Genomic DNA, 24,527 nt, shown 5'->3' on the forward strand with positions numbered 1-24,527 from the left:
ATGCGTCACGGTGTGCGGGTGGGAGTCGACGTCGGGAAAGCCCGGATCGGCCTGGCCCGCAGCGACGCGCACGGCCTGCTGGCGATCCCGGTCGAGACCGTGGGCCGCGACCACTCCGGCAGCCTGGACGTGGCCCGGATCGTGGCCGTGGTGGCCGAGCTCGACGCCGTTGAGGTGGTGGTCGGGCTGCCGCTCGCGCTCTCCGGCAACCGCACGGCGTCGACCAACGATGCGGTGGGGTTCGCCGAGCTGCTGGCCCGGTCCCTGGCCGTTCCGGTTCGCCTGGTCGATGAGCGCCTTTCCACCGTCGCGGCGCAGTCGGTCCTGCGCTCCGCGGGGCGGAAGGCCAAAACCCAAAAACCCGTGATCGACCAAGTCGCCGCGGTAATCATCCTCCAGCATGCCCTCGACACCGAACGCACCCTGGGCACACCCGCCGGCACCGCCGTCGATCTCGTGCGCGACCAGTTTCCAGCCGGGTCCCCGCCAGCTGCCGCACCGAATGAAGGGCAGCCTCAACGATGACACCGCCTCCCGCCGACAGCACCGGAGCCCCGGCCGAGCCGGGCGACCCGACAAGCCCCATCGACCCGGCGGATCCTCTCAGTTCGCGTCGGGCCATCCGTGAGTCACGGGGCGAAGGCACCCGGTCCAGTCGTCGCGCCCTGCTGGACTCCGCTCCGGTGCCGCAGAAGAGGGGCCGCCGGGGCGCCTGGGGCTGCCTGATCGTCTTCCTGATCCTGGCCGGACTCGCCGGTGCCGCCGCCCTCCTGCTCCAGGAGCCGATCGGTACCGTGATCGGCATGGTGCAGGGCCCGGCGGACTACGACGGCGCCGGAGGCGACGAGGTCATCGTGATGATCCACGACGGTGAAACCGGTCAGGACGTCGCGAACTCCCTCCTCGCCCAGGACGTGGTGAAGAGCTACGACGCGTTCTACGAGGTGCTCCGCGCGGAGAGCCCGGCACCCGTCTTCCAGCCCGGCGCCTATCGTTTGGCCGGCAAGATGAGCGGCCGTGCCGCCCTCGACGCCCTGCTCGACCCGGACAACAAGCTCGAACAGACCGTGGTGATACCCGAGGGAACCACGACTGCCTCGGTGCTCCAGCTGATCAGCGAGGGCACCAGCATTCCCTTGGTCGATCTCGAGGCCACGGCCGCCGACGTCGAGCCCTACGGCCTGCCGGGCGAGGCAACCACCCTCGAGGGGTTCCTGTTCCCGGCCACCTACACGTTCCCCCCGGAGACCACGGCGCCCGAGGCCATCCGCACGCTCGTCGACCGACAGTTCGAGGCTCTCGACGCTGCCGGGGTCGCGCCCGAGAACCGCTGGAAGACCATCGTTGTCGCGGCCCTGATCCAACGCGAAGCGGGGCTCACGGAGGATTTCTACAAGGTTTCGCGCGTGTTCCTGAACCGGCTCGACCCGGCAAAGTGGCAGAGCGGGCTCCTGCAGTCCGACGCTACCGTGGCCTACGGGACCGGGGCGACCGACCGGGTGAAGACAACGGATGCCGAACGCGCCGACGCCGCCAACGCCTACAACACCTATGTGCACCCCGGGCTTCCCGTGGGGCCGATCTCGAACCCCGGCGACATCGCGATCGACGCCGCCGTGAACCCCGCCGACGGCACCTGGCTGTACTTCGTGTCCTGGAACCTCGACACGGGGGAGACGATCTTCTCCACCACGATCGCGGAGCACGACGCCGCCGTGAACAAATGGCTGGCCTGGATGGACGAGCACCCCGAATATGGTTGAGCCCGAAGCATCCGTGCCGGCCCCCGCCCGTGACTCTGCCCGCGTGCGTCGTCTCGCGGTGCTGGGCTCGCCCGTCGAGCATTCCCTCTCCCCGGCACTGCACCGGGCCGCGTACCAGGCGCTCGGCCTGGACTGGCGCTACGACGCCGTGCGGGTGCCGGCGGGCGGACTGCCGGACTTCCTCGCGTCCCGGGGCGCAGACTGGCGCGGCCTCTCCCTCACGATGCCCCTCAAGCACGAGGTCCAGGCGCAGCTCGACGGCATCGACCGGGTCGCCGCTCAGACCGGCTCCGTCAACACGGTGCTGTTCGGTGAAGCCGACGGCAGGCGAACGTTGCAGGGTTTCAACACGGACGTCACCGGCCTGGTGCGTGCCCTTGCCGAAGCCGGAGTGCGCCGCGCGGTGCACGTGTGCCTGCTCGGCGCCGGCGCCACCGCGGCATCCGCCCTGGTCGCCGCGGCTGAGCTGGGCGCGGAGCTGGTCGACGTGCTCGTGCGTACCCCGGCGAAGGCGGCCGATCTGGTCGAACTGGGGCAGAGCCTCGGGGTCGTGGTACGGGTATACCCGCTCACCGACCTGCCCGACCCTGCCCGCGTCAGCGAGCTGGTGATCAGCACCCTGCCCGGGGGCAGCGACCCGGGCGCCGAGTTTCCCGCCGGGCTGCGCCGGCAGGCGCTCCTGTTCGACGTCAGCTATTCCCCCTGGCCCAGCGCCCTCGCCCGGTCCTGGTCGTCGGTGGGCGGCACCGCGGTGTCCGGAGAGGGGATGCTGCTGCACCAGGCCCTGATCCAGGTGCGCATCTTCGTCTCCGGCAACCCGTTCGAGCCGCTCCCGAATGAGGACGTGGTGCTGCACGCCATGCGCGGCGCCCTGACCGGGAAGGCTGTGACAGGATAGTGGTCATGCTTCGTTGGCTCACCGCCGGAGAGTCCCACGGCCCCGAACTCATCGCCATTGTCGAGGGTTTGCCCGCTGGAATCCCGGTTACTCTAGATGCGATCCGCCTCGACTTAGCACGCCGCAAACTCGGCTACGGCCGAGGCGCGCGCCAGAAGTTCGAGCAGGACGAACTGAACATCTCGGGCGGCGTGCGCCACGGCCTCACCATGGGCGGACCGGTTGCCCTGCGGATCGGTAACACTGAATGGCCCAAGTGGGCCGAGGTGATGAGTCCCGCACCGGTGGAGACCACGTCCGCGCGCGGACGCGGCGCCCCCCTGACCCGTCCCCGGCCCGGCCACGCCGATCTGGTCGGCATGCAGAAGTACGGCTTCGGCGAGGCCCGCCCGGTACTGGAGCGCGCCAGCGCCCGGGAGACCGCGGCACGCGTCGCGCTCGGCGCCGTCGCCCGGTCGTTCCTGGCCGAGCTCGGCATCACCCTGGTCAGCCACACCCTGTCGATCGGGCCGGTTCGCGTGCCCGTCGACGCCCCGCTACCGCTACCCGGCGACGTCGACGCCCTCGACGCCGACCCGCTGCGCTGCTTCGACGCCGTCACCTCCGCCCGGATGGTGGCCGAGGTCGACCTGGCCCACAAGGAGGGCGACACCCTCGGCGGGGTCGTCGAGGTGCTGGCCTACAACCTTCCTCCCGGACTCGGTTCGTTCGTGCACTGGGATCGCCGCCTCGATTCGCAGCTGGCGGCCGCGCTGATGGGCATCCAGGCCATCAAGGGGGTCGAGGTCGGGGACGGTTTCCTGACCACCACCCGGCGCGGCTCGGAGGCGCACGACGAGCTTGTGCAGGCCGACGGTCGCATCCAGCGGGTCAGCGACCGGGCCGGCGGCACCGAAGGCGGCATGAGCACCGGAACCGTGTTGCGCGTGCGCGCCGGCATGAAGCCCATCTCCACGATCCCGCGCGCCCTCCGCACGGTTGACGTGGCCACGAGCGAGGCTGCCCCCGCGCACCACCAGCGGTCGGATGTCTGTGCCGTGCCGGCCGCCGGCGTGGTCGCGGAAGCCATGGTCGCTCTGGTGCTGGCCAACTCGGTCCTGGAGAAGTTCGGTGGTGACTCCATCGTGGAGACGCGCCGCAACCTGGAGTCCTACCTGGCCGGAATGCCGGCGAATCTCCAGACGGGCGCGTCCAGCGACGCTTCCCTTTAGAGGCGCCGGAGAATCACAATGGCCGCGCCGACGCATCCGATCCTGCCCCTCGTCTTCATCGGTCCCATGGCCGCCGGCAAGACCAAGATCGGCCGGAAAGTGGCGAAGTCCCTCGATGTGCCGTTCATCGACACCGACCACCGGATCGTCGCCCTGCACGGGCCGATCACGGACCTCTTCGGGCAGCACGGTGAAGAGCACTTCCGGGTGCTCGAACGCCAGGCCGTGGTGCAGGCCCTCACCGAGCAGGCCGTGGTTTCGCTCGGCGGGGGAGCCGTGCTCGACGAGGAGACTCAGGCCGACCTTGCTGAGTGCTCCGTGGTGTACCTGAGCGTGTCCGCTCGAGCCGTCGGGGCCCGGATCGGCGGGGCGAAACGGCCGCTGCTCACGGGCGGAATCGCCGATTGGAAGCGCATCTACGCCCTCCGGCGCCCGATCTATGAGGCGCTGGCCGGCATCCGTTTCGACACCTCGCACCGTCCCCTGGGCGCCATCGCTGATGACGTCGTGAAATGGACCAAGAAAAGATCATGACCGGAGCACCTGTGCCTGATTCCACCGAGCCCGCCACCACCGTTATCACGGTTGCCGGCGCCGACAGCTACCCCGTTCTGATCGGTCGCGGCCTCGTCGACGACGTCGTCGAACAGCTCGGCCCGAAGGTGGCGAAGGTGCTCATCGTGCACACCTCACACCTGGGCGCCCGCGCCGTCGCCCTGCGCGAGAGCCTGCTCGGCAGATTCGAGGTGCTGATCGCCGAGGTGCCCGACGCCGAGGCTGCCAAGCGCGTCGAGGTGGCCGCGTTCTGCTGGCAGGTCATGGGTCAGGCCGACTTCAGTCGTACGGATGCCGTGATCGGCTTCGGCGGCGGCGCCGTCACCGACCTGGCCGGCTTCGTCGCCGCGACCTGGCTCCGTGGCGTGCGCCTGGTGCAGATCCCGACCAGCGTGCTCGGCATGGTCGACGCCGCCGTCGGCGGCAAGAACGGCATCAACACCGCCGAGGGCAAGAACCTTGTCGGCACCTTCTACGCGCCCGCCGCCGTCATCTGCGATTTGGACGTGCTCGACGACCTGCCGCGTAACGAGATCCTGGCCGGCTTCGCCGAGATCGTGAAGGCCGGGTTCATCCAGCTGCCCGAGATCCTGGACATCGTCGAAGCGGATGTCACGGCCGTCACCGACCCGCACACCCCGCAGTTCCGGCGCGTGCTCGAACTCGCGATCGGGATGAAGGCCCGGGTCGTGGGGGAAGACTTCAGGGAGTCCGGCCTGCGTGAGATTCTGAACTACGGGCACACCCTCGGCCACGCCGTCGAGCACGCCGAACGCTATGGCTGGCGGCACGGGGCGGCCGTTGCCGTCGGCATGATGTTCGCGGCGGAGGTCGCCCGGCTGAGCGGCCGGCTCTCGGACGAGGCCGTCGACCGGCACCGTCGCATCCTCGAATCGCTCACCCTGCCCACCACCTATCCGGTCGGCCGCTGGAGCACCCTGCTCGCCACCATGCAGCGCGACAAGAAGACCCGCAGCGGCATGCTGCGATTCATCGTGCTCGACGACATCGGGAAGCCGACCGTGCTCGAAGGACCGGACTCGTCGTTGTTGTTCGCCGCCTACCAGGAGATCGGCTCCTAACCATTCGCGCCGCATCCGTGGGCCCAGACTGATTCCCAGACCGGCGCAGCCGGTCGCCGCTGACCGAAGCTGTTCGGAGGCTTCAGGACGAGTCCGTGGATCGTCCGTGCGGCCGGCGAGAGCGGAGGCGGAGACTTCGCGGACCTGACGGCGGCCCAGGAGGCGGCAGTCACGGAACGGTTCGTCGGTCCGGGCGTGCGCAAGCTGGTGCAGGAGTCCTGGCAACGGTCGCTCGCCCTCAGCCTTGATTCGCTGAGGCTCGTCCACTAACACGAACTCAGCTCCGACGAGCTGCGCGACCGGCATCCGCTGGCCGCCGTGCTCCCGGTCGTGCACAACCTGCTCATCCGGCACGCCTTTCACTCCGGCCTGATCGTGGCCATCGGTGACGAGTTCGGTCGCCCGCTCTGGATCGACGGTGACCGAACCGTGCGGAGTAAGGCGGAGGGGATGCTGTTCGTCGAGGGGTCGGACTGGTCCGAGCGCCGGGTCGGCACGAGCGCGCCGGGCACGGCCCTGGCCCTCGATCACGGAATCCAGATTCAGCGGGCCGAGTATTTCAACCAGTTGGCGCATCCGTGGAGTTGCACGGCCGTGCGCATCCCCGACCCGCATTCCGGCTCCATCCTCGGCGTCATCGACATCACGGGCGGCGACGAGGCGGTGGCCCCGCAGACTCTCCCGCTCGTGGCGGCGGCCGTCGCGGCCCTGGAAGCGGAACTGCGCATCCAACGACCGGCCCTCGCTGCTGCTCACCGACCAAACCAACGCGGTCGACAACCTGCGTGCCGAGATGGTGCGGCTACGCGGGGTGCTGTAGCAGACCAGCCCCCGTGGCGGCATCGCCTCCCGGCCCTACCGGCTCGAGACATCCGTCGAACTGGACGCCCAGCGCGTGCTGGCATCCCTGGAGCCCGGCACGCACCGGGTGGCGTTGGGGGCCTACCGGGGGCCCGTGCTACCGAGCTCGACCGCGCCGGGAATCGTCCAGATCCGCGCCGGGATCTCTGCGCGGCTGCGGCAGGCCATGCTCAGCGACGCGTCCGCCGAACTCCTGCTGGAGTACGCCCGCACCGACGAGGCGACCTACGACGCTGAGGTCTGGCGCGCGTGCCTCGAACTGCTGCCGGCGCGGTCGCCGAAGCGGGCATCCGTGGTCGCCCGATTGAACCGGATCGCGGACGAGTTGCGCCGCGACGGCTCCGCGGCCCCGCCCGCAATATCCCGCAACGCTGAAGCAACGTTCTCCTTCCTCGGATCAAGGTCCAGGTCCGCGTCCCGCGGTTCCACACCGACGACGTCGTCGACGAGGAGACATCATGACCGTCTATTCCAACCCCGGAACACCGGGCGCCCTCGTCACCTTCAAGCCCCGCTACGAGAACTGGATCGGCGGCGAGTGGGTCAAGCCCGTCAGGGGCCAGTACTTCGAAGACATCTCACCCGTCAACGGGAAGCCGTTCGCCGAGGTGGCCCGCGGCACCGCGGAGGATATCGAACTGGCCCTGGACGCCGCGCATAGTGCAGCGCCGGTGTGGGGCAAGACCTCGTCGACCGAGCGCGCGGCCGTGCTCAACAAGATCGCCGACATCATCGGTGCGAACCTCGACCTGCTCTCGGTCGACGAGACCTGGGAGAACGGCAAGCCGGTGCGCGAGACGTTGAACGCGGACATCCCGCTCTGTTCCGACGACTTCCGCTATTTCGCTGCCTCCATCCGCGCCTAGGATGGCGACCACGCCGAGCTGGGCGGCGACATGGTCTCCGACCAGTTCCACGAGCCGCTCGGCGTCGTCGGGCAGATCATCCCGTGGGACTTCCCACTCCTGATGGCCGTCTGGAAGCTGGCCCCGGCCCTGGCCGCCGGCAACGCGATCGTGCTGAAGCCGGCCGATCAGACCCCGGTGTCGATCCTCGTGCTGATCGAACTGATCGGCGATGTGCTGCCGACGGGAGGGCTCAACGTCGTCAACGGTTTCGGCATCGAGGCCGGCAAGCCGCTCGCGTCGTCCAACCGTATCCGCAAGATCGCGTTCATGGGACAGACCTCGACCGGGCGTCGGATCATGCAGTACGCGAGCTCCAATATCATCCCGTCGACCATGAAGCTCGGCAGAAAGAGCCCCAACATCTTCTTCGGCGACGTCGCCCAGGAGAAGGATGCGTTCTACGACAAGGCCCTGGAAGGGTTCGTGCTCTTCGCGTTCAACCAGGGCGAGGTGTGCACCGCGCCCAGCCGGGCGGTGCTGCAGAAGCCGATCTACGATGACTCCCTGAGCGACGCCGTCGAGTTCACTCTCCTCCACCGCTCCCTCCCGAGCCCGGCCCTGTGGACGGGGACCGCGACGGATGTCCGCGCGTCCAGTCTGGGTGGCATGACAACCCCTCTGCGCGTCGAAGACGCTGCCCCAGTGACCACGACCGAGCAGGCGCGAGACCGGGTGGCCGACCTCGTCGGCCACGCGATTAGCCGCCAGCTCTGGTTCATGCTGCTCGACGCCTGCGGGCGGCAGATTCCCCTGCTGATTCCCGTCGACGACATCCCGCTCCGTCCGAAACCCGGCGGTGCCGCCGTCATGGCCGCGGCGGTCGGTCGGCTCCTGTCCGAGCACGGCCCGTGCGGCAGCGTCATCCTCACCCTCGAGCGACCGGGCACCGCGGCGCTAACCGCGCCCGACCAGGCCTGGGCCCGGGAACTCGCCGAATCCTTCGGCAAAGTGGTGCGCATCACGGGCATGTTCGTCGCCCACGACGAGGGCGTCTGCGAACTCCCGGCCACCGTCGTGGATGCAGTGGCAGACTGACAGGATGATGATCAGCGGTGAGCGATTGGAAAGTGTCAACGTCTGTGTTGCCGGCCGGGTGGGCGCGGGGCCGGGCGATGCCTGAACGCACCCTGATCCTGTTGCGGCACGCCAAGTCGGACTGGGCGGGCGGCCAGGCCGACGTCGACCGGCCGCTGGCAAAACGTGGGGTACGGCAGGCGCCGCTCACCGGAGCGTGGCTGTCCCACAGCGGCTACCGCATCGATCTCGCGGTCGTGTCACCGGCGGAGCGCGCGCGGGCCACCTGGGACCTCGTGGCGGCCGAGTTCGAGAGCACTCCGCCGATCCGTGTCGAACATGCGGTGTATGCCACCTCGGCCGGCGAACTGCAGAGCATTGTTCGGGCGCTGCCGGGCACCATGCACACCGTCGTCCTGGTGGGCCACAATCCCGGCCTCGAGGATCTGGCCACCGCTCTCGCCGGCACGACCGTGTCCCTGCCGACCTCGGCTTTCGCCGTGATCGGCTGGGAGGGTCCCTGGTCGTCCGCCGGAGAGTCCCCGGCGGCCCTCCTGGCCCAGGGCCGGCCGCCCAGGGTGAACGCGCCTCCTCGCTAGCGGCGCAGGGCTGCCTGAACGCGCCGAGAAAGAGGACGACCGCGGCGGCAACCGATCCCGTGGTCAGGCCGCGGGGCACGCCACGACGTTCCAGGGCGTTGCGGAGCGTCGGGAAGCGCTGGGGAGCGCGCCAACGGATGCCGGTGCTCTCGCGCCGGGAGGCACTCGAGGGTGCCAGCGCTGGCATCTGCTTTTGACTCGTCGTCTCGTCGTATCCGGCTTGTGCGACGCTGGCCAGAGGGCGCTTTTTCGCCGACGTAGTCCCACGCAGCGCGGCCGAATGGAACGAACGAATTCGACGGAGATTTTGCGCAATCTGGCACGGTTTGGCCGGTTTGGGACGCGTGGGGCCAAAATCTCCGTCGAATTCGCCCGAGACTGGGGGTCTGGTATTGGGGCAAGGGCAAGGGCGGGGGCGGGGGCGGGAACGGGAACGGCGGGGGCGGTGTCGGGGCGGCGGGTCAGCCGCCGAGCCAGGACCAGTGGCTGAGCGGCCAGTTGATCACGAACGCCCGGCCGACCACATGGGAGACGGGCACGAATCCGTTGCCGGGTGTGTCTGTGTGCAGCCGGCTGTCCGCCGAGTTGTAACGGTTGTCGCCCTCGACCCAGAGACCGCCGGCCGGCACGGTCACGGAAAAGTCGTACTCCGACGTTCGGATGGCCCCGGGCGGCAGCTTGAGGTAGGGCTCGGTGATCGGCTCGCCGTTGACGGTGGTGCTGCCCGCCGCGTCGCAACAGGCCACATCGTCGCCGGGGAGGCCGATGACGCGTTTCACGAGGTGGTCATCGGAATCCGGAACCCGGAGGCCGACCTCAGCGGCGAGCCACTGGATGCCGTCGACAACGGTGTTCCCTGCCTCGATCGGGGCCGGAGCGACCGGACCGAGCCATCCGCCGGGATCCCTGAAAACGACGATGTCGCCGCGATCGAGGTCGACGACGTCGGGGACGAGCTCGTTCACGATAATGCGGTCGTCGATCTGCAGGGTGTCCTGCATCGATCCGGTCGGGATGTAGAACGTGCGGATCAGGAAGGCCTCGGTCAGAAACGAGACGACCAGGGCGCTGGCCAGGATGACGAGGAGGTTTCGGAGGACGCGACGCCTCCGTGGTGTGCGGGCGTTGGCGCTACCCGACGCAGATCCTCGCCAGGCGGCGCGGGGCCGACGACCCGCGCTTTCGTGGTCTGTCAATTTCTCCCCTGACGTGACGCGTGGTGGGCCAATTCGACCGATGCAGGGCGACTGCAAGGCCAGGGTGAGCAGAACGCGGTTGCACCCCTGTCGCCACGGGGATGACGGTTAGGAGACAGGCGCTGGCCTCAGTGCGTGCGGCGGCTGCGTGGGCTGACGTTGGAGCGCAGAGAGTCAACCATTTTCCGGGTCTCGTCCTCCGTGCAATAGGTTTCCGGCGACGGGATGCTCTGCCCGTTGTCCGCGGAGAAACAGAATCGGTAGCGGCCCGACTGGTCCCGATAGATGGTGAATCTTCCGGCCATGTCGCACCCTTGTTCTTGGCCTGGCGCCGACCAAACGACCGGCTTCGATACCCTACCGCCCTGGATCAGCGCCGGATAGAGGCGCCGCGACGCGCGCCAGTGTGATGTCGGCCGGCACGGGTCGTGCACAGATTCGGCGGCATATGATTGATCACGACCGACGACCCGATGGGACCCCTTTCCGCATGACTGCGCGCGTACCATTCTTCGTTCGCAATCGGGTGGACGGCACCGACGGGGCTCTCGCCGGCCGGGCCGACGGCACGGGCATTCGTGACACGGTCACGCTGTACTACTCCCTGACCAAACCCGGCGTTCTCTACGGCAACGCGTTGACAGCCGCGGCGGGCTTTCTACTCGCGGCCCGGGGCCAGGTGGATCTTTTCCTGTTCGCGGCTCTCTGCCTGGGCACCACGCTCGTGATTGCTTCGGCCACCGTGCTCAACAACGTACTCGACCGCGACATCGACACGGTGATGGAACGCACGAAGAAGCGGGCCACGGTCACCGGCCGCATCGGCGTGCGGAACGCGGTCACCTTCTCAAGCCTGCTGTTCGTTTTCGGCATGGCGACGCTCATCGCCTGGACGAACTGGCTCGTCGTCGCCGTCGGCCTGGGCGGCTTCCTCGTCTATGTCGTGCTCTACGGCATGCTGTCCAAGCGCATGTCGATCCACGGCACCCTGGTCGGCAGCGTCTCGGGCGCAGCGCCCATTCTGGCCGGCTACGTCGCCGTCACCGGCGCCATCGACATCGCAGCCGTGCTCGCCTTCCTGGCCGTGTTCCTCTGGCAGATGCCCGAGTTCTACTCCATCGCCATCTACCGCCACGACGAATACGCCCGTGCCGGTGTGCCCGTCATTTCCGTGGTGCGGGGCGTCCCGAACACCACAGTTCAGATCCTCGTCTACACGGTCGGATTCGTTGTCTCCACCCTCCTCTTGTCGGTATTCGGCTACGTGGGCTACGTCTATACGGCGGTCATGGGCGTGCTCGGCGCTTACTGGATCTGGCTGGGTGTCATCGGCCTGCGCGCCGCCGATCCCGCCGCCTGGGCCAGGCGGATGTTCCGCTACTCGCTGGTGATGATCCTGGTGTACTGCGTGATGATCTCGGTCGGGCCGATCCTGCCCTGATCCTGCCCTGGCCTTCGGCGCCCGCGTACTCCCTTAGGCTGTGGGAATGAGTACAGTTCTCGTTCTGAACGGCCCGAACCTGGGGCGGCTCGGCAGTCGCGAACCCGACGTTTACGGGTCGGCCGATCTCGATCAGCTGCGCGCGATGCTGACGCGGGCCGCCCCGGCGGGGACGACGGTCGACGTGCGCCAGACGGATGACGAGGCCGAGCTCATCCACTGGCTGTACGAGGCCGTCGACGAGCGCATCCCCGTCATCCTGAACCCGGCGGCGTTCACGCACTACAGCTACGCGCTGCGGGATGCCGCCGCTCTCGTGACGAAGGCCGGCGTCACCCTGGTCGAGGTGCACCTGTCCAACCCGCACGCCCGGGAAACGTTCCGCCACACGAGCGTCGTCAGCGCCGTGGCCACCGGGGTGATCGCCGGGTTCGGCTTCGATTCCTACCGTCTGGCCCTGGACTTCATCGCGAGGTCGGTGCCGGCGACCGCCTGACCGGCCGGGTCTCGCGCCTTTGGTGCGCGGGCTGCGGGCAACTACACTCGATGATGGCCGAATCGGCCGCGCACGTTTCTAATTGAACCCAGTGAACGGAACACATTTTCATGGCATCAACCGCCGATATCCGGAATGGCGTCGTGCTTAACATCGATGGCCAGCTGTGGGCAGTCACCGATTTCCAGCACGTCAAGCCGGGCAAGGGCGGCGCCTTCGTCCGCACCAAGCTGAAGAACGTCGTGACAGGCAAGACCGTCGACCGCACCTTCAACGCCGGCGCGAAGATCGAGACCGAGAACGTCGACCGCCAGGACTTCCAGTACCTGTACGCGGACGGCGACTCCTACGTCTTCATGGACGTGTCCGATTTCGATCAGCTGCACGTTCCGGCCGTCGTTGTGGGCGACGCCGTCAACTTCATGCTCGAGAACCAGAACGTGACGATCGCCCTGCACAACGGCAACCCCCTCTACGTCGAGCTGCCGGCCTCCGTCGTTCTCGAAATCACCTACACCGAGCCGGGCCTTCAGGGCGACCGCTCAACCGGCGGCACCAAGCCCGCCACCGTCGAAACAGGCTTCCAGATCCAGGTTCCCCTGTTCCTCGAGCAGGGCACCCGAGTCAAGGTCGACACCCGCACCGGGGACTACCTGGGCCGCGTCAACTAGTGAGCGCTCGGACCAAGGCGCGCAAGCGTGCGATCGACATCCTGTATGCCGCAGACGTGCGGCAGAGCACCATCCCGGAGTCGCTCGCCCTCGAGGCGCAGCGCGCCGCGAGCGAGCCGGCCCGGATGGCCTCCTGGCTCTACGCCCGGGACATCATCGACGGCGTCGTGGATCACCGCGAGGAGATCGACGAACTCATCGAGACGTACTCGCAGGGCTGGACGCTGGCTCGCATGCCCGTCCTCGACCGCGCCATCCTGCGCATCGGCATCTGGGAGATCCTCTTCAACGACGCCGTCCCGCACGCTGTCGCCATCGACGAGGCGGTCGAGGCCGCCAAAATCCTGTCGACGGATGACTCGGCCGGATTCGTGAACGGACTCCTCGGGCGCATCGCCCAAACCGCACCATCCGCGTAATCCGTTCTTCCAGGGGGGAACGCATGACCAACACCGAGCCCGCACCGCCCCGCGCCCCGGAGCCGTATTCGCCGGCCTACGGACAGTCGCCCTTCCCGGCGGCGCCGAAGACGAACACACTGGCGATCATCTCCCTGGTGTCGGCGTTCTTCGTGTCCCTGGCGGCCGTGATCACCGGGCACCTCGCCCTGGGGCAGATCAGGCGCACCCATGAGGGCGGCCGAGGTCTGGCGATCACCGGGCTCGTTCTCGGCTACGTGGGCATCGCCGCCACCACCCTGGCGCTTGTGATCGCCCTCGTCGTCACCGCGACCGTGATTCCGCTCATCGCGGCGGCCGTGAACGGAGCCGTGGGCGACCAGCCGTGGAGTTCGTCCACGAGCGAGCCGCAGGCGGATGAGGCGAACGGGGATGCGTCGCAGGGAGCCCTGCCCACCGGCAGCGTCGGTGCGGCCCACTTCGACGACGGCTACCTGTCGGTCGGCACCGGCGCCGCGCTCGTCGACGTCTACTTCGACCCGATGTGCCCGTACTGCCGGCAGTTCGAGGAGACGAACGGCGGCGAGCTGGCTGCCCTCGCCTCTGACGGGACCATCACCCTGCGGCTGCACTCGCTCACTTTCCTCGACCGGGTCTCGCAGGGAACGGCCTACTCGACCAGGGCATCCGCCGCGCTTACCTGCCAGGCCACCCTCAACCCGGAGAACCTGCTCGCCTACCAGGCGGCCCTGTTTGCGAACCAGCCCGCCGAGAACACCGCGGGGCTCGGCGATCCGGAGCTTGCGGCCCTCGTCGACAACCCCGTCGACATCGACGACTGCCTCGCGGCCGGCGAGTACCAGGCCTGGTCCCGGGCCAACACCGAGCAAGCCCTGAACGGCGTGATTGCGGATGCCGAGATCACCCGGATCCGGGGCACGCCGACCGTGCTCGTCAACGGCAGGGTCTACGACGGCGGACTGACCGACCCGGCGGAATTCCTGGACTTCCTCAGCAGCAACTCGGTCGGCTGAGCTCAGCCGCGAAGGTCTCAGGTGGAGACCGTGATGCCGGCAACGGTGACGGCGATGAAGGATGGCCAGGCCGGGCGCATAGGGGTGGTGCCCTGCAGCTGCAGGATGACGTCGAGGTCCGTGAATGCCCAACGCTGGCTGCTGACGGCCGGGGCGCTCACCTCGGACGCGGACGGGGATGGGCCCGGGGACCTCTCGATGTTCTTCTCGCTGCCATGGGGCGACATGGCGTCGTCCTCCCTCGCCTGGGGCCGGCAACCAATCAAGGTCGGCAGCCACTTCGGCGCCCCTGGGGGCGGTTAGGCCCAGCACGAGGGAGCCCGCGTCGGGTGCTAGTGTAAAACCCGGAAATGACATCCTTTAACAGCCGTCCGGTGAGGCGGGGAAGGAGGTCGGGTTGATGGCACGCACCGTGTTGAACCAGGCTGATATCGCTCGAGCGTTGACTCGGATCTCCCACGAGATCCTGGAGTCCAATCGAGGCGCCGAGAACCTTGTGATCCTCGGCATCCCCACTCGCGGGGTTGTTCTGGCCCGGCGCATCGCCGAGACCATCGCGCGCATTGAGCCCACGGCGACGGATGTCCGGGTCGGCTCCCTCGACGTCACCATGTACCGCGATGACCTCGGCCACACCCGCACCCGCACGCCGACCCGCACCCTGGTGCCCGGCAGCGTCGACGGCGTCACGGTGGTGCTCGTCGACGATGTGCTCTACTCGGGCCGCACCATCCGCGCCGCCCTCGACGCACTCGGCGACCACGGGCGGCCGACCGTCGTGCGCCTGGCCGTGCTCGTGGACCGCGGCCACCGCGAACTGCCGATCCGGGCCGACTTCGTGGGCAAGAACCTGCCCAGCTCCACCGCGGAACGCATCAACCTGCACTTGCTCGAGGTCGACGGCGACGAGTTCGTCAGCATCGACGGCGGACCCCTCGAAGGCGCTGACGAGGGGGTCGGGTGATGAGGCACCTCCTCTCGACCAAGGGCATGAGTCGCGACGAGGCGATCCTGCTGCTCGACATCGCCGAGGACATGGCTGATGTCGCCAACCGCGAGGTGAAGAAGCTGCCCACCCTGCGCGGCAAGACCGTGGTCAACCTGTTCTTCGAGGATTCGACGCGGACCCGGATCTCCTTCGAGGCCGCCGCGAAACGGCTGAGCGCGGACGTGATCAACTTCAGCGCCAAGGGCTCGAGCGTGTCGAAGGGCGAAAGCCTCAAGGACACCGCTCAAACCCTCGCCGCGATGGGTGCCGACGGGGTCGTCATCCGCCATCCGGCCTCCGGGGCACCCCACGTGCTGGCCGAAAGCGGCTGGATCGACGCCGGCATCATCAACGCGGGCGACGGCACCCATGAGCATCCGACCCAGGCGCTGCTGGACGCGTTCACCATCCGTCGTCGGCTGCACCAGGGTGCCGCGCGCGGTCGGGACCTGGACGGCGTCACGGTCACCATCGTCGGTGACATCCTGCACTCCCGGGTGGCCCGCTCGAACCTCTGGCTGCTCACCACGCTCGGCGCGCACGTGAGCCTGATCGCTCCGCCCACCCTGCTGCCGATGGACATGAGCGGTTGGCCGGCCGAGTCGGGCTTCGACCTGGACGCGGCCATCGACGCCGGGCCCGACGTGGTGATGATGCTGCGCATCCAGCAGGAACGCATGGACGCCGCTTTCTTCCCGAACAGCCGCGAGTACTCGCGCCGCTGGGGCCTGGACGATGAGCGCTTCGGCCGTCTGGCCCCGACTACCATTGTGATGCACCCCGGCCCCATGAATCGCGGCTTGGAAATATCTTCAGCGGCGGCCGATTCGGCCGGCTCAACCGTGCGCGAACAGGTCGCAAACGGGGTTTCAGTGCGGATGGCGGCACTGTACCTGCTGTTGTCCGGCGATCGGGAGGATTCATAGATGTCCAGCGACAGCGCGGCCAGCACGCCGTACCTGATTCGAGGTGCGACACTCGCGGACGGCACCCGCACTGACCTTGTCCTCGCCGACGGCAAGATTGTGGAGATCGGTTCCGGGCTTTCTGGTGCCGGCGCAACCGTCGTCGACGCGGCCGGCCTGATCGCTCTGCCCGGCCTGGTCGACCTGCACACGCACCTGCGCGAACCGGGCTTCGAACAGAGTGAAACCATCCTGACCGGCAGTCAGGCCGCGGCCGTGGGCGGCTTCACCAGCGTGTTTGCGATGGCCAACACCTCGCCCGTGCAGGACACCGCCGGCGTCGTCGACCAGGTTCTCGCCCTCGGTGAGCGCGCCGGCTATGTCACCGTGCAGCCGATCGGCGCCGTCACCGTCGGGCTTGCGGGGGAGCGCCTGGCCGAACTGGGCGCCATGGCCACCAGTCGTGCCCGGGTTCGGGTCTTCTCCGACGACGGCTTCTGCGTCTCCGACCCGCTGTTGATGCGCCGGGCCCTCGAGTACGTGAAGGCGTTCGACGGCGTTGTCGCCCAGCACTCCCAGGAACCGCGCCTGACCGAGAAGGCGCAGATGAACGAGGGGGCACTCTCAAGCGAACTCGGGATGGTCGGCTGGCCCGCGGTCGCCGAGGAGTCGATCATCGCCCGCGATGTGCTGCTCGCCGAGCACGTCGGGTCGCGTCTGCACGTGTGCCACGTGTCGACGGCCGGCTCGGTCGACGTCATCCGCTGGGCCAAGGCCCGCGGCATCCAGGTGACCGCCGAGGCCACCCCGCACCACCTGCTGCTCACCGAGGACTTGGTCGTCGGCTACGACGCCCGGTTCAAAGTCAACCCGCCGCTCCGCCGCCGCGAAGACGTCGAAGCCCTGCGCGCCGGCCTCGCCGACGGCACCATCGACATCGTCGCCACCGACCACGCCCCGCACCCGGTCGAGGCGAAGGACTGCGAGTGGGACGCCGCGGCGAACGGCATGGTCGGCCTCGAATCCGCCCTCTCCGTGGTGCACGCGGCCGTCGTCAACACCGGGCTGCTCGACTGGACGGACATCGCTCGCGTGCTTTCCAGCAGCCCCGCCCGGATCGGCCGGCTCGCCGGCCAGGGCCAGGGTCTGCTCGTCGGGGCTCCCGCCGAGCTCACCCTCTACGATCCCGCCGCGAGCCGCGCCTTCGAGCGCGGCAACCTGGCCGGCAGGAGCGCCAACTCGCCCTACCTGGCGATGACCCTGCCGGGTCGGGTGCTGGCCACATTCCACCGGGGCTACGCCACGGTTCTGGACGGTGCGCTGCGGCCCGTCGACGAGATCGCGGCACTCGAGGAGCGAACCCATGGCTAGGACCATCGCCACCGTCATCACCGTCGCCGTGCTGCTCGGCCTGCTCGGCCTCATGCTGCGCAGCTGGCGGGGCCGCAGCCGCCGGGACGCCGCCCTGCCGGCCGGCTACCCGCTGCCCGTCGACGCGGCACTAGAGCTGGCCTCCGCCGCCGTGTTCTACGTCGCCACGACCTTCCGCGCCCAGCCGCTCGAACGCCTGAACATCCCTGGCCTGGGTTTCCGGGCCCGGGCCCGCCTGACCGTGACCGACGCGGGTCTGATCCTGGCCCTGGCCGGCGAGGAGGCGGTGTTCATCCCTGCCTCGGCCATCGCCGTGCTGGAAGACGCCACCGTGGCAATCGACCGCGCCGTCGAGACCGACGGCCTGCTGCTGCTCGGCTGGCGGCTGCCCGGCGCCGACAGACAGATCGTCGACAGCTATTTCCGAATCCTTGACCCATCCGACCGCGTCAGCGTGAACGACGCCATTCGAACCATTGCGGCCGACGCCCGGCGCCCGGCCGCGCGCGATGAAAGCGAGGCGTAGCGTGAGCAACGCAACGACCCCCGACCGACCGACTCCTGCCGTGCTCGTACTCGAGGACGGCCGCCGCTACGAAGGCCGTTCCTACGGCAGCGTGGGGCAGACCCTCGGCGAGATCGTCTTCGCCACCGGCATGACCGGCTACCAGGAGACCCTCACCGACCCGTCCTACGCCGGGCAGATCGTGCTGATGACGGCGCCGCACATCGGCAACACGGGTGCCAACGACGAGGACATGGAATCCCGCCGCATCTGGGTCTCCGGCTTCGTCGTGCGCGAGCCTGCCCGCATGGCCTCCAACTTCCGGTCCACCCGCAGCCTCGATGACGACCTGACGGGCGGGGGAGTGGTCGGGATCAGCGGTGTCGACACGCGTGCGATCACCCGTCACATCCGCTCGTCCGGGGCCATGAAGAGCGGGATCTTCTCCGGCGACCGTTTCGGCCTCTCCGATGGCGAGCAGCTCGAGCTGGTGCGTGCCGGCGCCGGCATGCGTGGCCGCAACCTGTCCGATGAGGTCTCCACGGTCGAACCGTTCTCGGTGCCCGCGCAGGGCGAGCGCATCGGCTCGGTCGCCGTGCTCGACCTCGGGGTCAAGACCTCCACCCTGGGCCACCTCGCCGCGCGCGGCTTCGAGGTGCTGGTGCTGCCCCAGTCGGTCACCGCCGAGCACGTGCTGTCCCTCACCCCGTCGGCCCTGTTCTTCTCCAACGGCCCCGGCGACCCGGCAGCCTCCGACCTACACGTGAACCTCCTACAGGAGGTGCTGCGAGCCGGTGTGCCCTACTTCGGGATTTGCTTCGGCAACCAGCTGCTCGGCCGCGCCCTCGGCTTCCGCACCTACAAGCTGCCCTTCGGGCACCGGGGAATCAACCAGCCCGTGCTCGACAAGACCACCGGCCGGGTGGAAATCACCTCGCAGAACCACGGGTTCGCCGTGGACATGCCCATCGAGGGAGTGCATGAGTCCCGCACCGGCTTCGGCCGGGTGGAGGTGAGCCACTACAGCCTCAACGACCAGGTGGTCGAGGGCATCCGCTGCCTCGATATCCCCGCTTTCTCGGTGCAGTACCACCCGGAGTCGGCGGCCGGCCCACACGACGCCGAGTACCTTTTCGATCGGTTCAGGGATGTGGTGGTCGCGCATCGTGCGGCCACCGGAGCAGGAGACGCCAAGTAATGCCCAAGCGCGACGACATCAACAGCGTTCTCGTCATCGGATCGGGTCCGATCGTGATCGGCCAGGCCTGCGAGTTCGACTATTCCGGAACTCAGGCCTGCCGGGTGCTGCGGGCCGAGGGGGTCAGGGTCATCCTGGTCAACTCCAACCCGGCCACGATCATGACCGACCCCGACTTCGCCGACGCCACCTACATCGAGCCGATCACCCCGGAGATCCTCGAGACGATCATCGCCAAGGAACGCCCCGACGCGATTCTGCCGACCCTCGGCGGGCAGACAGCGCTGAACGCCGCCATCCAGCTTCACGAGCGCGGCATCCTGGCCAGGTACGACGTCGAACTCATCGGTGCCTCCTTCGACGCCATCCAGAAGGGTGAGGACCGCCAGATCTTCAAGCAACTGGTGCTGGACACGGGCGCCGGCGTCGCCCGGTCCTACATCGCCCACACGGTCGAGGAGGCCGTCGGCTTCGCCGAGGACCTCGGCTACCCGCTCGTCGTGCGCCCCTCCTTCACCATGGGCGGCCTCGGCTCCGGCTTCGCCTACACCGAGCCGGAACTGCGCCGCATCGTCGGCGACGGGCTGCACCAGAGCCCCACCAGCGAGGTCCTGCTCGAGGAATCCATCCTCGGCTGGAAGGAATTCGAGCTCGAGATGATGCGCGACACGGCCGACAACACGGTCGTCGTGTGCTCGATCGAGAACGTCGACCCGGTCGGCGTACACACCGGCGACTCGATCACCGTCGCCCCGGCGCTGACCCTGACCGACCGTGAGTACCAGAAGTTGCGCGACATCAGCATCGACATCATCCGCGCCGTGGGAGTGGACACCGGCGGCTGCAACATCCAGTTCGCGATCAACCCGGCCGACGGTCGCATCATCGTGATCGAGATGAACCCGCGCGTGTCCCGCTCCTCCGCCCTGGCGAGCAAGGCGACGGGCTTCCCGATCGCCAAAATCGCCGCGAAGCTCGCGCTCGGCTACCGGCTCGACGAGATCCCGAACGACATCACCGGTGTCACCCCGGCCAGCTTCGAACCCACCCTCGACTACGTCGTGGTCAAGGTGCCCCGGTTCGCGTTCGAGAAGTTTCCCGCCGCCGACCAGCGCCTGACCACCACCATGAAGTCCGTGGGCGAGGCGATGGCCATCGGCCGCAGTTACGCCTCCGCGCTGCAGAAGGCGCTCCGCTCGCTCGAGAAGCGCGGTTCGTCGTTCCACTGGGGAGCCGAGACCCGCACGGTCGACGAGTTGCTCACGGTCGCCGAAGTACCCACCGACGGCCGGATCGTCACCGTGCAGCAGGCGCTCCGCAAGGGTGCCACCACCGAGCAGGTTTTCGACGCCACCAAGATCGACCCGTGGTTCATCGACCAGATCGTGCTGATCAACGAGATCGCGGACGAGATCGCCGCCGCCGAGCGCCTCGACACAGACATCCTCCGCACCGCCAAAGACCACGGCTTCTCCGACGCCCAGATCGGCGAGCTTCGCGGCTTCGGCGAAGCGGATGTGCGCACGGTGCGCCACATCCTCGGCGTGCGCCCGGTCTTCAAGACCGTCGACACGTGCGCGGGGGAGTTCCCCGCACTCACGCCGTACCACTACTCCAGCTACGACCAGGAGACCGAGGTCGTGCCCAGTGACCGCAAAAAGGTCGTCATCATCGGCTCCGGCCCGAACCGCATCGGCCAGGGCGTCGAGTTCGACTACTCCTGCGTGCACGCCTCGTTTGCCCTCTCCGAGGCTGGCTACGAGACCATCATGATCAACTGCAACCCGGAGACGGTCTCGACCGACTACGACACCTCCGACCGGCTCTACTTCGAGCCGCTCACCCTCGAGGACGTGCTCGAGGTCATTCACGCAGAAAGCCAGAGCGGCGAGCTCGTCGGCGTGGTCGTGCAGCTGGGAGGCCAGACCGCGCTCGGCCTCGCCAAGGGCCTCGAGGCCGAGGGCATCCCGATACTCGGCACCACCCCGGAGGCCATCGACCTGGCGGAGGAGCGCGGACTTTTCTCCGGCATCCTCGACCAGGCCGGCCTGCTCGCCCCCCGCAACGGCGTCGCCACCGACTACGCCGGCGCTGTGGTCGTTGCCGAGGAGATCGGCTATCCCGTGCTCGTGCGCCCGAGCTACGTGCTCGGCGGCCGCGGCATGGAGATCGTCTACGACTCCGCAGCGTTGGCCGACTACTTCAACCGGATGGCCGGACAGGGCATCATCGGCCCGTCGCATCCGCTGCTCGTGGACCGGTTTCTCGACGACGCCATCGAGATCGACGTGGACGCCATCTACGACGGCACCGAGCTCTACATCGGCGGCGTGATGGAGCATATCGAAGAGGCCGGGATCCACTCCGGCGACTCAAGCTGCACCCTGCCTCCGGTCACCCTCGGCCGTGCGGAGATCGACCGCGTGCGCGAGGCGACGCTGGGCATCGCCCGCGGCATCGGCGTGCGCGGCCTGCTCAACGTGCAGTTCGCGATCGGCGCCGGCGTGCTCTACGTGCTCGAAGCGAACCCGCGCGCCTCGCGTACGGTGCCGTTCGTGGCCAAGGCCCTTGGCATCACCTTGGCCAAGGCCGCCGCGCTGATCATGGTCGGCAAGACCATCGCCGAACTCAAGGCCGAGGGCAAGCTACCTCTGATCGACGGCTCGCGGGTGCCGATGGATGCTCCGGTCGCCGTGAAGGAAGCCGTGCTGCCGTTCAACCGGTTCCGCACGCCCGAGGGTCTCGTCGTGGACTCCGTGCTCGGCCCGGAGATGCGCTCAACCGGTGAGGTCATGGGCATCGACCGCGACTTCCCGCGGGCCTTCGCCAAGAGCCAGCTCGCCGCCTACGGCGGAATCCCGCTCACCGGCACCGTGTTCGTGTCGGTCTCCGACCGGGACAAGCGCGCGATCATCCTGCCCATGCTGCGCCTCCAGCAGCTCGGCTACTCGATCACCGCCACGGAGGGGACCGCCGAAGTTCTGCAACGCAACGGCATCCGCGCCGCCATCGTCACCAAGTTCAGTGAGAAGGCCGACGAGGCGGACGTGTCGATCGTGGAACTGATCCGCCGCGAAGAGGTGCAGATCGTCATCAACACCCCCGGCGGTCGCACCGCCCGAGCCGACGGCTACGAGATCCGCGCGGCCGCGGTCGCCGCGGACCTGCCGCTGTTCACCACCATCGCCGAGTTGAGCGCCGCAGTGGCCTCGATCGACGCGATTCGCGGCGGCTTCGAGGTGACCTCGCTGCAGGACTACGCCCTCACCCGGACGGCGGCCCTGTGAGCCGCGCGCACGAACAGGACGGGTCGACCGCAGCGGTCGGCCCGGCCGCACCGGCCGCCTTCGGCGACCGGCTGGGTGATGTCTTCTCGGTCCGGGGACAAGTCTGCGTCGGCATCGACCCGCACACCTGGCTCCTGACCGACTGGGGTCTGCCGGACACGGCCGCCGGGGCGGAGTCTTTCGGCCGCCAGGTCGTGGCCGCCGCTGCCGGCCAGGTCGGCCTGGTGAAGCCCCAGGTGGCCTTCTACGAGCGTTTCGGCTCCGCCGGGTACCTCGCCCTGGAACGGGTGCTGGCGGATGCCCGCGCCGCCGGACTGCTCACGATCGCGGACGTCAAGCGCGGCGACCTCGGTACCAGCGTGGAGGCGTACGGCCAGGCCTGGCTGAGCGAGGAGTCCCCCCTGGAGGTCGACGCCATCACCGTGAACGCGTATATGGGCGTCGGGTCGCTGGAACCGGTGTTCCGCCTTGCAGCCCAGACCGGCAAGGGGATCTTTGTGCTGGCCGCCACCTCGAACCCCGAGGCGGCGGCGCTTCAGCGGGCCGTGATCGCCGAGGGGAATCAGACCGGCCAAAGCGTCGCCCAATCCGTCTTCGGCGCTGTGACCGAGCGGAATGCCCGGTCCGGGGCTTCCTCTCTCGGCTCGGTCGGGGTGGTGCTCGGCGCCACACTGGACCTGGCCACGTTCGGACTGGACCTCTCCGTGGCGCCCGCCCGCGGTCTCACCCCCATCCTCGCTCCCGGCTTCGGCCACCAGGGCGCGCAGGTCGCCGATCTGAAGAACTTGTACGGGGGGTACGCGGAAGGCGTTATCGTGAGTGAATCGCGCAGCGTTCTAGAGGTCGGCCCCGACCGAATCAAACAAGCGATTGCGCGCCGAGTAGTTGAAGCAGGAGCTGCCCGTGGCTGAGAATCGCCCCACCCCACCCGACGTCGATCGGGTTGCCGCCTCGCGCGCCGCCGTGGCGGCTCGCCGCGCACGCGCCGCAGTTAAAAGCCAGATTGCGCGGGGAAAACGTAGCGCGCTCGACGTGTTGTCCGCCGCGACCGAGAGCCCGGACGGCGTCGAAGGGCGCCTGCGGGTGACCGAGTTCCTGATCAGCATTCCGGCGATCGGCGTCACCAAGATGCACCGAATCATGGGGCGGCTCGAGATCTCGCCGTCGAAGCGATTGGGGGGGCTGGGCAAGCACCAACGCGATCGGTTGCGAGATTTTCTCACCACGCGCACCGTCGCGAGGCGCGGCGATTCCTCCGCGAAGCTTGTCGTGCTGGCCGGTCCCACCGCGGTCGGCAAGGGAACCGTCGCGGCGCACATCCGTCAGCATCACCCGGGCGTGCACCTGTCGGTGTCGGCCACGACCCGGGCACCTCGCCCAGGCGAGACCGCGGGCGTGAGCTACTTCTTCGTCGACGACGCCGAATTCGACCGGATGGTCGCGGCCGGCGACCTGCTCGAGTGGGCGACCGTGCACAACGCGCACCGCTACGGCACCCCGCGGGGTCCAGTCACGGAGGCCTTGAACGAGGGTCACAGCGTGCTCCTCGAGATCGACATCCAAGGAGCCCGGGCCGTTCGCCGGGCCATGCCGGAGGCCAGACTGGTCTTCCTGCTTCCGCCGAGCTGGGACGAACTGGTGCGCCGGCTGATCGGCCGGGACACCGAGGCGCCCGCCGAACAGGCCCGCCGGCTCGAGACGGCCAAACTCGAATTGGCCGCCCAGGGGGAGTTCGATTATCGGGTCGTAAACCACGACGTGGGCGAAGCGGCGCGCGAGGTCGTAGACTTGATGAATCTGCGTACGGCGCCGTTGCTGCCGTAGCGCCCGTTTTCCGTGATTCTGCGCGTCCCGCAGCACAAACCGCTCTGAAGGAGTGACACCAATGGCTACCAAGCTCACTGGCATCATTGACCCGCCCATCGACGACCTGCTCACCAAGGCCGATTCCAAGTACGCCCTCGTGGTCTTCGCCTCCAAGCGCGCGCGTCAGATCAACGACTACTATGCGGACCTGCACGAAGGCAGCCTGTTCGACAATGTCGGCCCGCTCGTCGACTCGACCGTCGACGACAAGCCGCTGTCCGTCGCCCTCCGCGAGATCAACGAAGACAAGCTCACCTCCCGCCCCATCGCCGAGTAACGC

Annotated in this window: 23 protein-coding genes and 1 pseudogene; 22 read left to right on the forward strand and 2 right to left on the reverse strand. The window is 68.5% G+C overall.

All coding sequences use genetic code 11. From position 1 onward, the window contains the following. The 8 genes and pseudogenes from ruvX (at position 1) to CXY79_RS07455 (ending at position 8,891) form a co-directional block, all read left to right on the forward strand. Positions 1-525 (forward strand): Holliday junction resolvase RuvX, encoded by a 525-nt coding sequence (ruvX, locus tag CXY79_RS07420; protein ID WP_174720173.1) that lies wholly within the window; start codon positions 1-3, stop codon positions 523-525. Then, the gene (gene mltG / locus CXY79_RS07425) at positions 522-1,763 is read left to right on the forward strand and encodes an endolytic transglycosylase MltG (protein WP_104100501.1); all 1,242 of its coding nucleotides are present in this window, start codon (positions 522-524) and stop codon (positions 1,761-1,763) included. Before ruvX ends, mltG begins: the two co-directional genes overlap by 4 nt. After that, complete coding sequence (locus CXY79_RS07430; protein WP_104100502.1) at positions 1,756-2,661, forward strand: shikimate dehydrogenase; 906 nt, start codon at positions 1,756-1,758, stop codon at positions 2,659-2,661. Before mltG ends, CXY79_RS07430 begins: the two co-directional genes overlap by 8 nt. A gap of 5 nt (positions 2,662-2,666) precedes the next feature. Continuing rightward, positions 2,667-3,872, forward strand: coding sequence for a chorismate synthase (gene aroC / locus CXY79_RS07435; RefSeq protein WP_104100566.1), 1,206 nt, complete (start codon positions 2,667-2,669; stop codon positions 3,870-3,872). 18 nt (positions 3,873-3,890) lie between these two features. Next, positions 3,891-4,406: a shikimate kinase gene (locus CXY79_RS07440; protein WP_174720172.1), complete on the forward strand. Its 516-nt coding sequence runs from the start codon at positions 3,891-3,893 to the stop codon at positions 4,404-4,406. Beyond that, positions 4,403-5,509 carry a 3-dehydroquinate synthase gene (gene aroB, locus CXY79_RS07445; protein WP_104100503.1) on the forward strand — a complete coding sequence of 369 codons (1,107 nt, stop codon included), beginning with the start codon at positions 4,403-4,405 and terminating at the stop codon, positions 5,507-5,509. The genes CXY79_RS07440 and aroB overlap by 4 nt, the downstream gene beginning before the upstream one ends. A gap of 1,319 nt (positions 5,510-6,828) precedes the next feature. After that, a pseudogene (locus CXY79_RS16450) lies at positions 6,829-7,875 on the forward strand (aldehyde dehydrogenase family protein); the annotation flags it as partial. A 515-nt stretch (positions 7,876-8,390) separates the two neighbouring features. Then, the gene (locus CXY79_RS07455; RefSeq protein WP_134420611.1) at positions 8,391-8,891 is read left to right on the forward strand and encodes a histidine phosphatase family protein; all 501 of its coding nucleotides are present in this window, start codon (positions 8,391-8,393) and stop codon (positions 8,889-8,891) included. A 461-nt stretch (positions 8,892-9,352) separates the two neighbouring features. Here CXY79_RS07455 and lepB read toward each other — a convergent pair whose 3' ends face one another. Beyond that, positions 9,353-10,087, reverse strand: a complete 735-nt coding sequence (lepB, locus tag CXY79_RS07460; RefSeq protein ID WP_104100505.1) for a signal peptidase I — start codon at positions 10,085-10,087, stop codon at positions 9,353-9,355. Between the two features lie 490 nt (positions 10,088-10,577). Between lepB and cyoE the strand changes: the two genes are divergently transcribed. From cyoE to CXY79_RS07490, 5 genes are all read left to right on the forward strand, one after another. After that, positions 10,578-11,528: a heme o synthase gene (gene cyoE / locus CXY79_RS07470; RefSeq protein ID WP_158250244.1), complete on the forward strand. Its 951-nt coding sequence runs from the start codon at positions 10,578-10,580 to the stop codon at positions 11,526-11,528. A 46-nt stretch (positions 11,529-11,574) separates the two neighbouring features. Next, complete coding sequence (locus tag CXY79_RS07475) at positions 11,575-12,024, forward strand: type II 3-dehydroquinate dehydratase (protein ID WP_104100508.1); 450 nt, start codon at positions 11,575-11,577, stop codon at positions 12,022-12,024. Positions 12,025-12,134: 110 nt separating this feature from the next. Next, positions 12,135-12,695: an elongation factor P gene (gene efp / locus CXY79_RS07480; RefSeq protein ID WP_104100509.1), complete on the forward strand. Its 561-nt coding sequence runs from the start codon at positions 12,135-12,137 to the stop codon at positions 12,693-12,695. Further along, positions 12,695-13,114 carry a transcription antitermination factor NusB gene (gene nusB / locus CXY79_RS07485; protein WP_104100510.1) on the forward strand — a complete coding sequence of 140 codons (420 nt, stop codon included), beginning with the start codon at positions 12,695-12,697 and terminating at the stop codon, positions 13,112-13,114. Before efp ends, nusB begins: the two co-directional genes overlap by 1 nt. 23 nt (positions 13,115-13,137) lie before the next feature. After that, positions 13,138-14,127 (forward strand): DUF4190 domain-containing protein, encoded by a 990-nt coding sequence (locus tag CXY79_RS07490; protein ID WP_104100511.1) that lies wholly within the window; start codon positions 13,138-13,140, stop codon positions 14,125-14,127. 17 nt (positions 14,128-14,144) lie between these two features. Here the strand turns inward: CXY79_RS07490 and CXY79_RS07495 are convergent, their stop codons facing one another. Then, the gene (locus tag CXY79_RS07495; protein ID WP_104100512.1) at positions 14,145-14,354 is read right to left on the reverse strand and encodes a hypothetical protein; all 210 of its coding nucleotides are present in this window, start codon (positions 14,352-14,354) and stop codon (positions 14,145-14,147) included. 170 nt (positions 14,355-14,524) lie between these two features. Here CXY79_RS07495 and pyrR point away from each other — a divergent pair, with 170 nt between their 5' ends. From pyrR to rpoZ, 9 genes are all read left to right on the forward strand, one after another. Further along, the gene (gene pyrR / locus CXY79_RS07500; RefSeq protein ID WP_104100513.1) at positions 14,525-15,091 is read left to right on the forward strand and encodes a bifunctional pyr operon transcriptional regulator/uracil phosphoribosyltransferase PyrR; all 567 of its coding nucleotides are present in this window, start codon (positions 14,525-14,527) and stop codon (positions 15,089-15,091) included. Next, positions 15,091-16,041 (forward strand): aspartate carbamoyltransferase catalytic subunit, encoded by a 951-nt coding sequence (locus CXY79_RS07505; protein WP_104100514.1) that lies wholly within the window; start codon positions 15,091-15,093, stop codon positions 16,039-16,041. The genes pyrR and CXY79_RS07505 overlap by 1 nt, the downstream gene beginning before the upstream one ends. After that, positions 16,042-17,391 carry a dihydroorotase gene (locus CXY79_RS07510; RefSeq protein ID WP_104100515.1) on the forward strand — a complete coding sequence of 450 codons (1,350 nt, stop codon included), beginning with the start codon at positions 16,042-16,044 and terminating at the stop codon, positions 17,389-17,391. After that, a complete protein-coding gene (locus CXY79_RS07515) occupies positions 17,384-17,917 on the forward strand; it encodes a hypothetical protein (RefSeq protein ID WP_104100516.1) in 534 nt (177 codons plus the stop codon). The genes CXY79_RS07510 and CXY79_RS07515 overlap by 8 nt, the downstream gene beginning before the upstream one ends. Further along, complete coding sequence (carA, locus tag CXY79_RS07520) at positions 17,901-19,094, forward strand: glutamine-hydrolyzing carbamoyl-phosphate synthase small subunit (protein ID WP_174720171.1); 1,194 nt, start codon at positions 17,901-17,903, stop codon at positions 19,092-19,094. Before CXY79_RS07515 ends, carA begins: the two co-directional genes overlap by 17 nt. After that, positions 19,094-22,381, forward strand: coding sequence for a carbamoyl-phosphate synthase large subunit (gene carB / locus CXY79_RS07525; protein WP_104100517.1), 3,288 nt, complete (start codon positions 19,094-19,096; stop codon positions 22,379-22,381). Before carA ends, carB begins: the two co-directional genes overlap by 1 nt. Beyond that, on the forward strand, positions 22,378-23,292 hold the full coding sequence (pyrF, locus tag CXY79_RS07530) for an orotidine-5'-phosphate decarboxylase (RefSeq protein WP_174720170.1): 915 nt from the start codon (positions 22,378-22,380) through the stop codon (positions 23,290-23,292). The genes carB and pyrF overlap by 4 nt, the downstream gene beginning before the upstream one ends. Further along, positions 23,285-24,205: a guanylate kinase gene (gene gmk / locus CXY79_RS07535; protein WP_104100570.1), complete on the forward strand. Its 921-nt coding sequence runs from the start codon at positions 23,285-23,287 to the stop codon at positions 24,203-24,205. The genes pyrF and gmk overlap by 8 nt, the downstream gene beginning before the upstream one ends. A 61-nt stretch (positions 24,206-24,266) precedes the next feature. After that, positions 24,267-24,524, forward strand: coding sequence for a DNA-directed RNA polymerase subunit omega (gene rpoZ, locus CXY79_RS07540; RefSeq protein ID WP_104100518.1), 258 nt, complete (start codon positions 24,267-24,269; stop codon positions 24,522-24,524). The last annotated feature ends 3 nt before the right edge of the window (positions 24,525-24,527 follow it).

Origin of the sequence: Cryobacterium sp. M96, from assembly GCF_002929845.1 — a bacterium.
Taxonomy (GTDB): Bacteria; Actinomycetota; Actinomycetes; order Actinomycetales; family Microbacteriaceae; genus Cryobacterium; species Cryobacterium sandaracinum.

Bases quoted from the DNA above. Each gene is read 5' to 3' on its own strand.
- CXY79_RS07455 (WP_134420611.1), top strand. From the start codon at position 8,391: ATGCCTGAACGCACCCTGATCCTGTTGCGGCACGCCAAGTCGGACTGG.
- efp (WP_104100509.1), top strand. From the start codon at position 12,135: ATGGCATCAACCGCCGATATCCGGAATGGCGTCGTGCTTAACATCGAT.
- carA (WP_174720171.1), top strand. From the start codon at position 17,901: ATGAAAGCGAGGCGTAGCGTGAGCAACGCAACGACCCCCGACCGACCG.
- CXY79_RS07515 (WP_104100516.1), top strand. From the start codon at position 17,384: ATGGCTAGGACCATCGCCACCGTCATCACCGTCGCCGTGCTGCTCGGC.
- carB (WP_104100517.1), top strand. From the start codon at position 19,094: ATGCCCAAGCGCGACGACATCAACAGCGTTCTCGTCATCGGATCGGGT.
- CXY79_RS07495 (WP_104100512.1), bottom strand. From the start codon at position 14,354: ATGTCGCCCCATGGCAGCGAGAAGAACATCGAGAGGTCCCCGGGCCCA.
- mltG (WP_104100501.1), top strand. From the start codon at position 522: ATGACACCGCCTCCCGCCGACAGCACCGGAGCCCCGGCCGAGCCGGGC.
- rpoZ (WP_104100518.1), top strand. From the start codon at position 24,267: ATGGCTACCAAGCTCACTGGCATCATTGACCCGCCCATCGACGACCTG.
- CXY79_RS07475 (WP_104100508.1), top strand. From the start codon at position 11,575: ATGAGTACAGTTCTCGTTCTGAACGGCCCGAACCTGGGGCGGCTCGGC.
- cyoE (WP_158250244.1), top strand. From the start codon at position 10,578: ATGACTGCGCGCGTACCATTCTTCGTTCGCAATCGGGTGGACGGCACC.
- CXY79_RS07440 (WP_174720172.1), top strand. From the start codon at position 3,891: ATGGCCGCGCCGACGCATCCGATCCTGCCCCTCGTCTTCATCGGTCCC.
- CXY79_RS07510 (WP_104100515.1), top strand. From the start codon at position 16,042: ATGTCCAGCGACAGCGCGGCCAGCACGCCGTACCTGATTCGAGGTGCG.
- CXY79_RS07430 (WP_104100502.1), top strand. From the start codon at position 1,756: ATGGTTGAGCCCGAAGCATCCGTGCCGGCCCCCGCCCGTGACTCTGCC.
- CXY79_RS07505 (WP_104100514.1), top strand. From the start codon at position 15,091: ATGAGGCACCTCCTCTCGACCAAGGGCATGAGTCGCGACGAGGCGATC.
- aroB (WP_104100503.1), top strand. From the start codon at position 4,403: ATGACCGGAGCACCTGTGCCTGATTCCACCGAGCCCGCCACCACCGTT.
- ruvX (WP_174720173.1), top strand. From the start codon at position 1: ATGCGTCACGGTGTGCGGGTGGGAGTCGACGTCGGGAAAGCCCGGATC.
- aroC (WP_104100566.1), top strand. From the start codon at position 2,667: ATGCTTCGTTGGCTCACCGCCGGAGAGTCCCACGGCCCCGAACTCATC.
- CXY79_RS07490 (WP_104100511.1), top strand. From the start codon at position 13,138: ATGACCAACACCGAGCCCGCACCGCCCCGCGCCCCGGAGCCGTATTCG.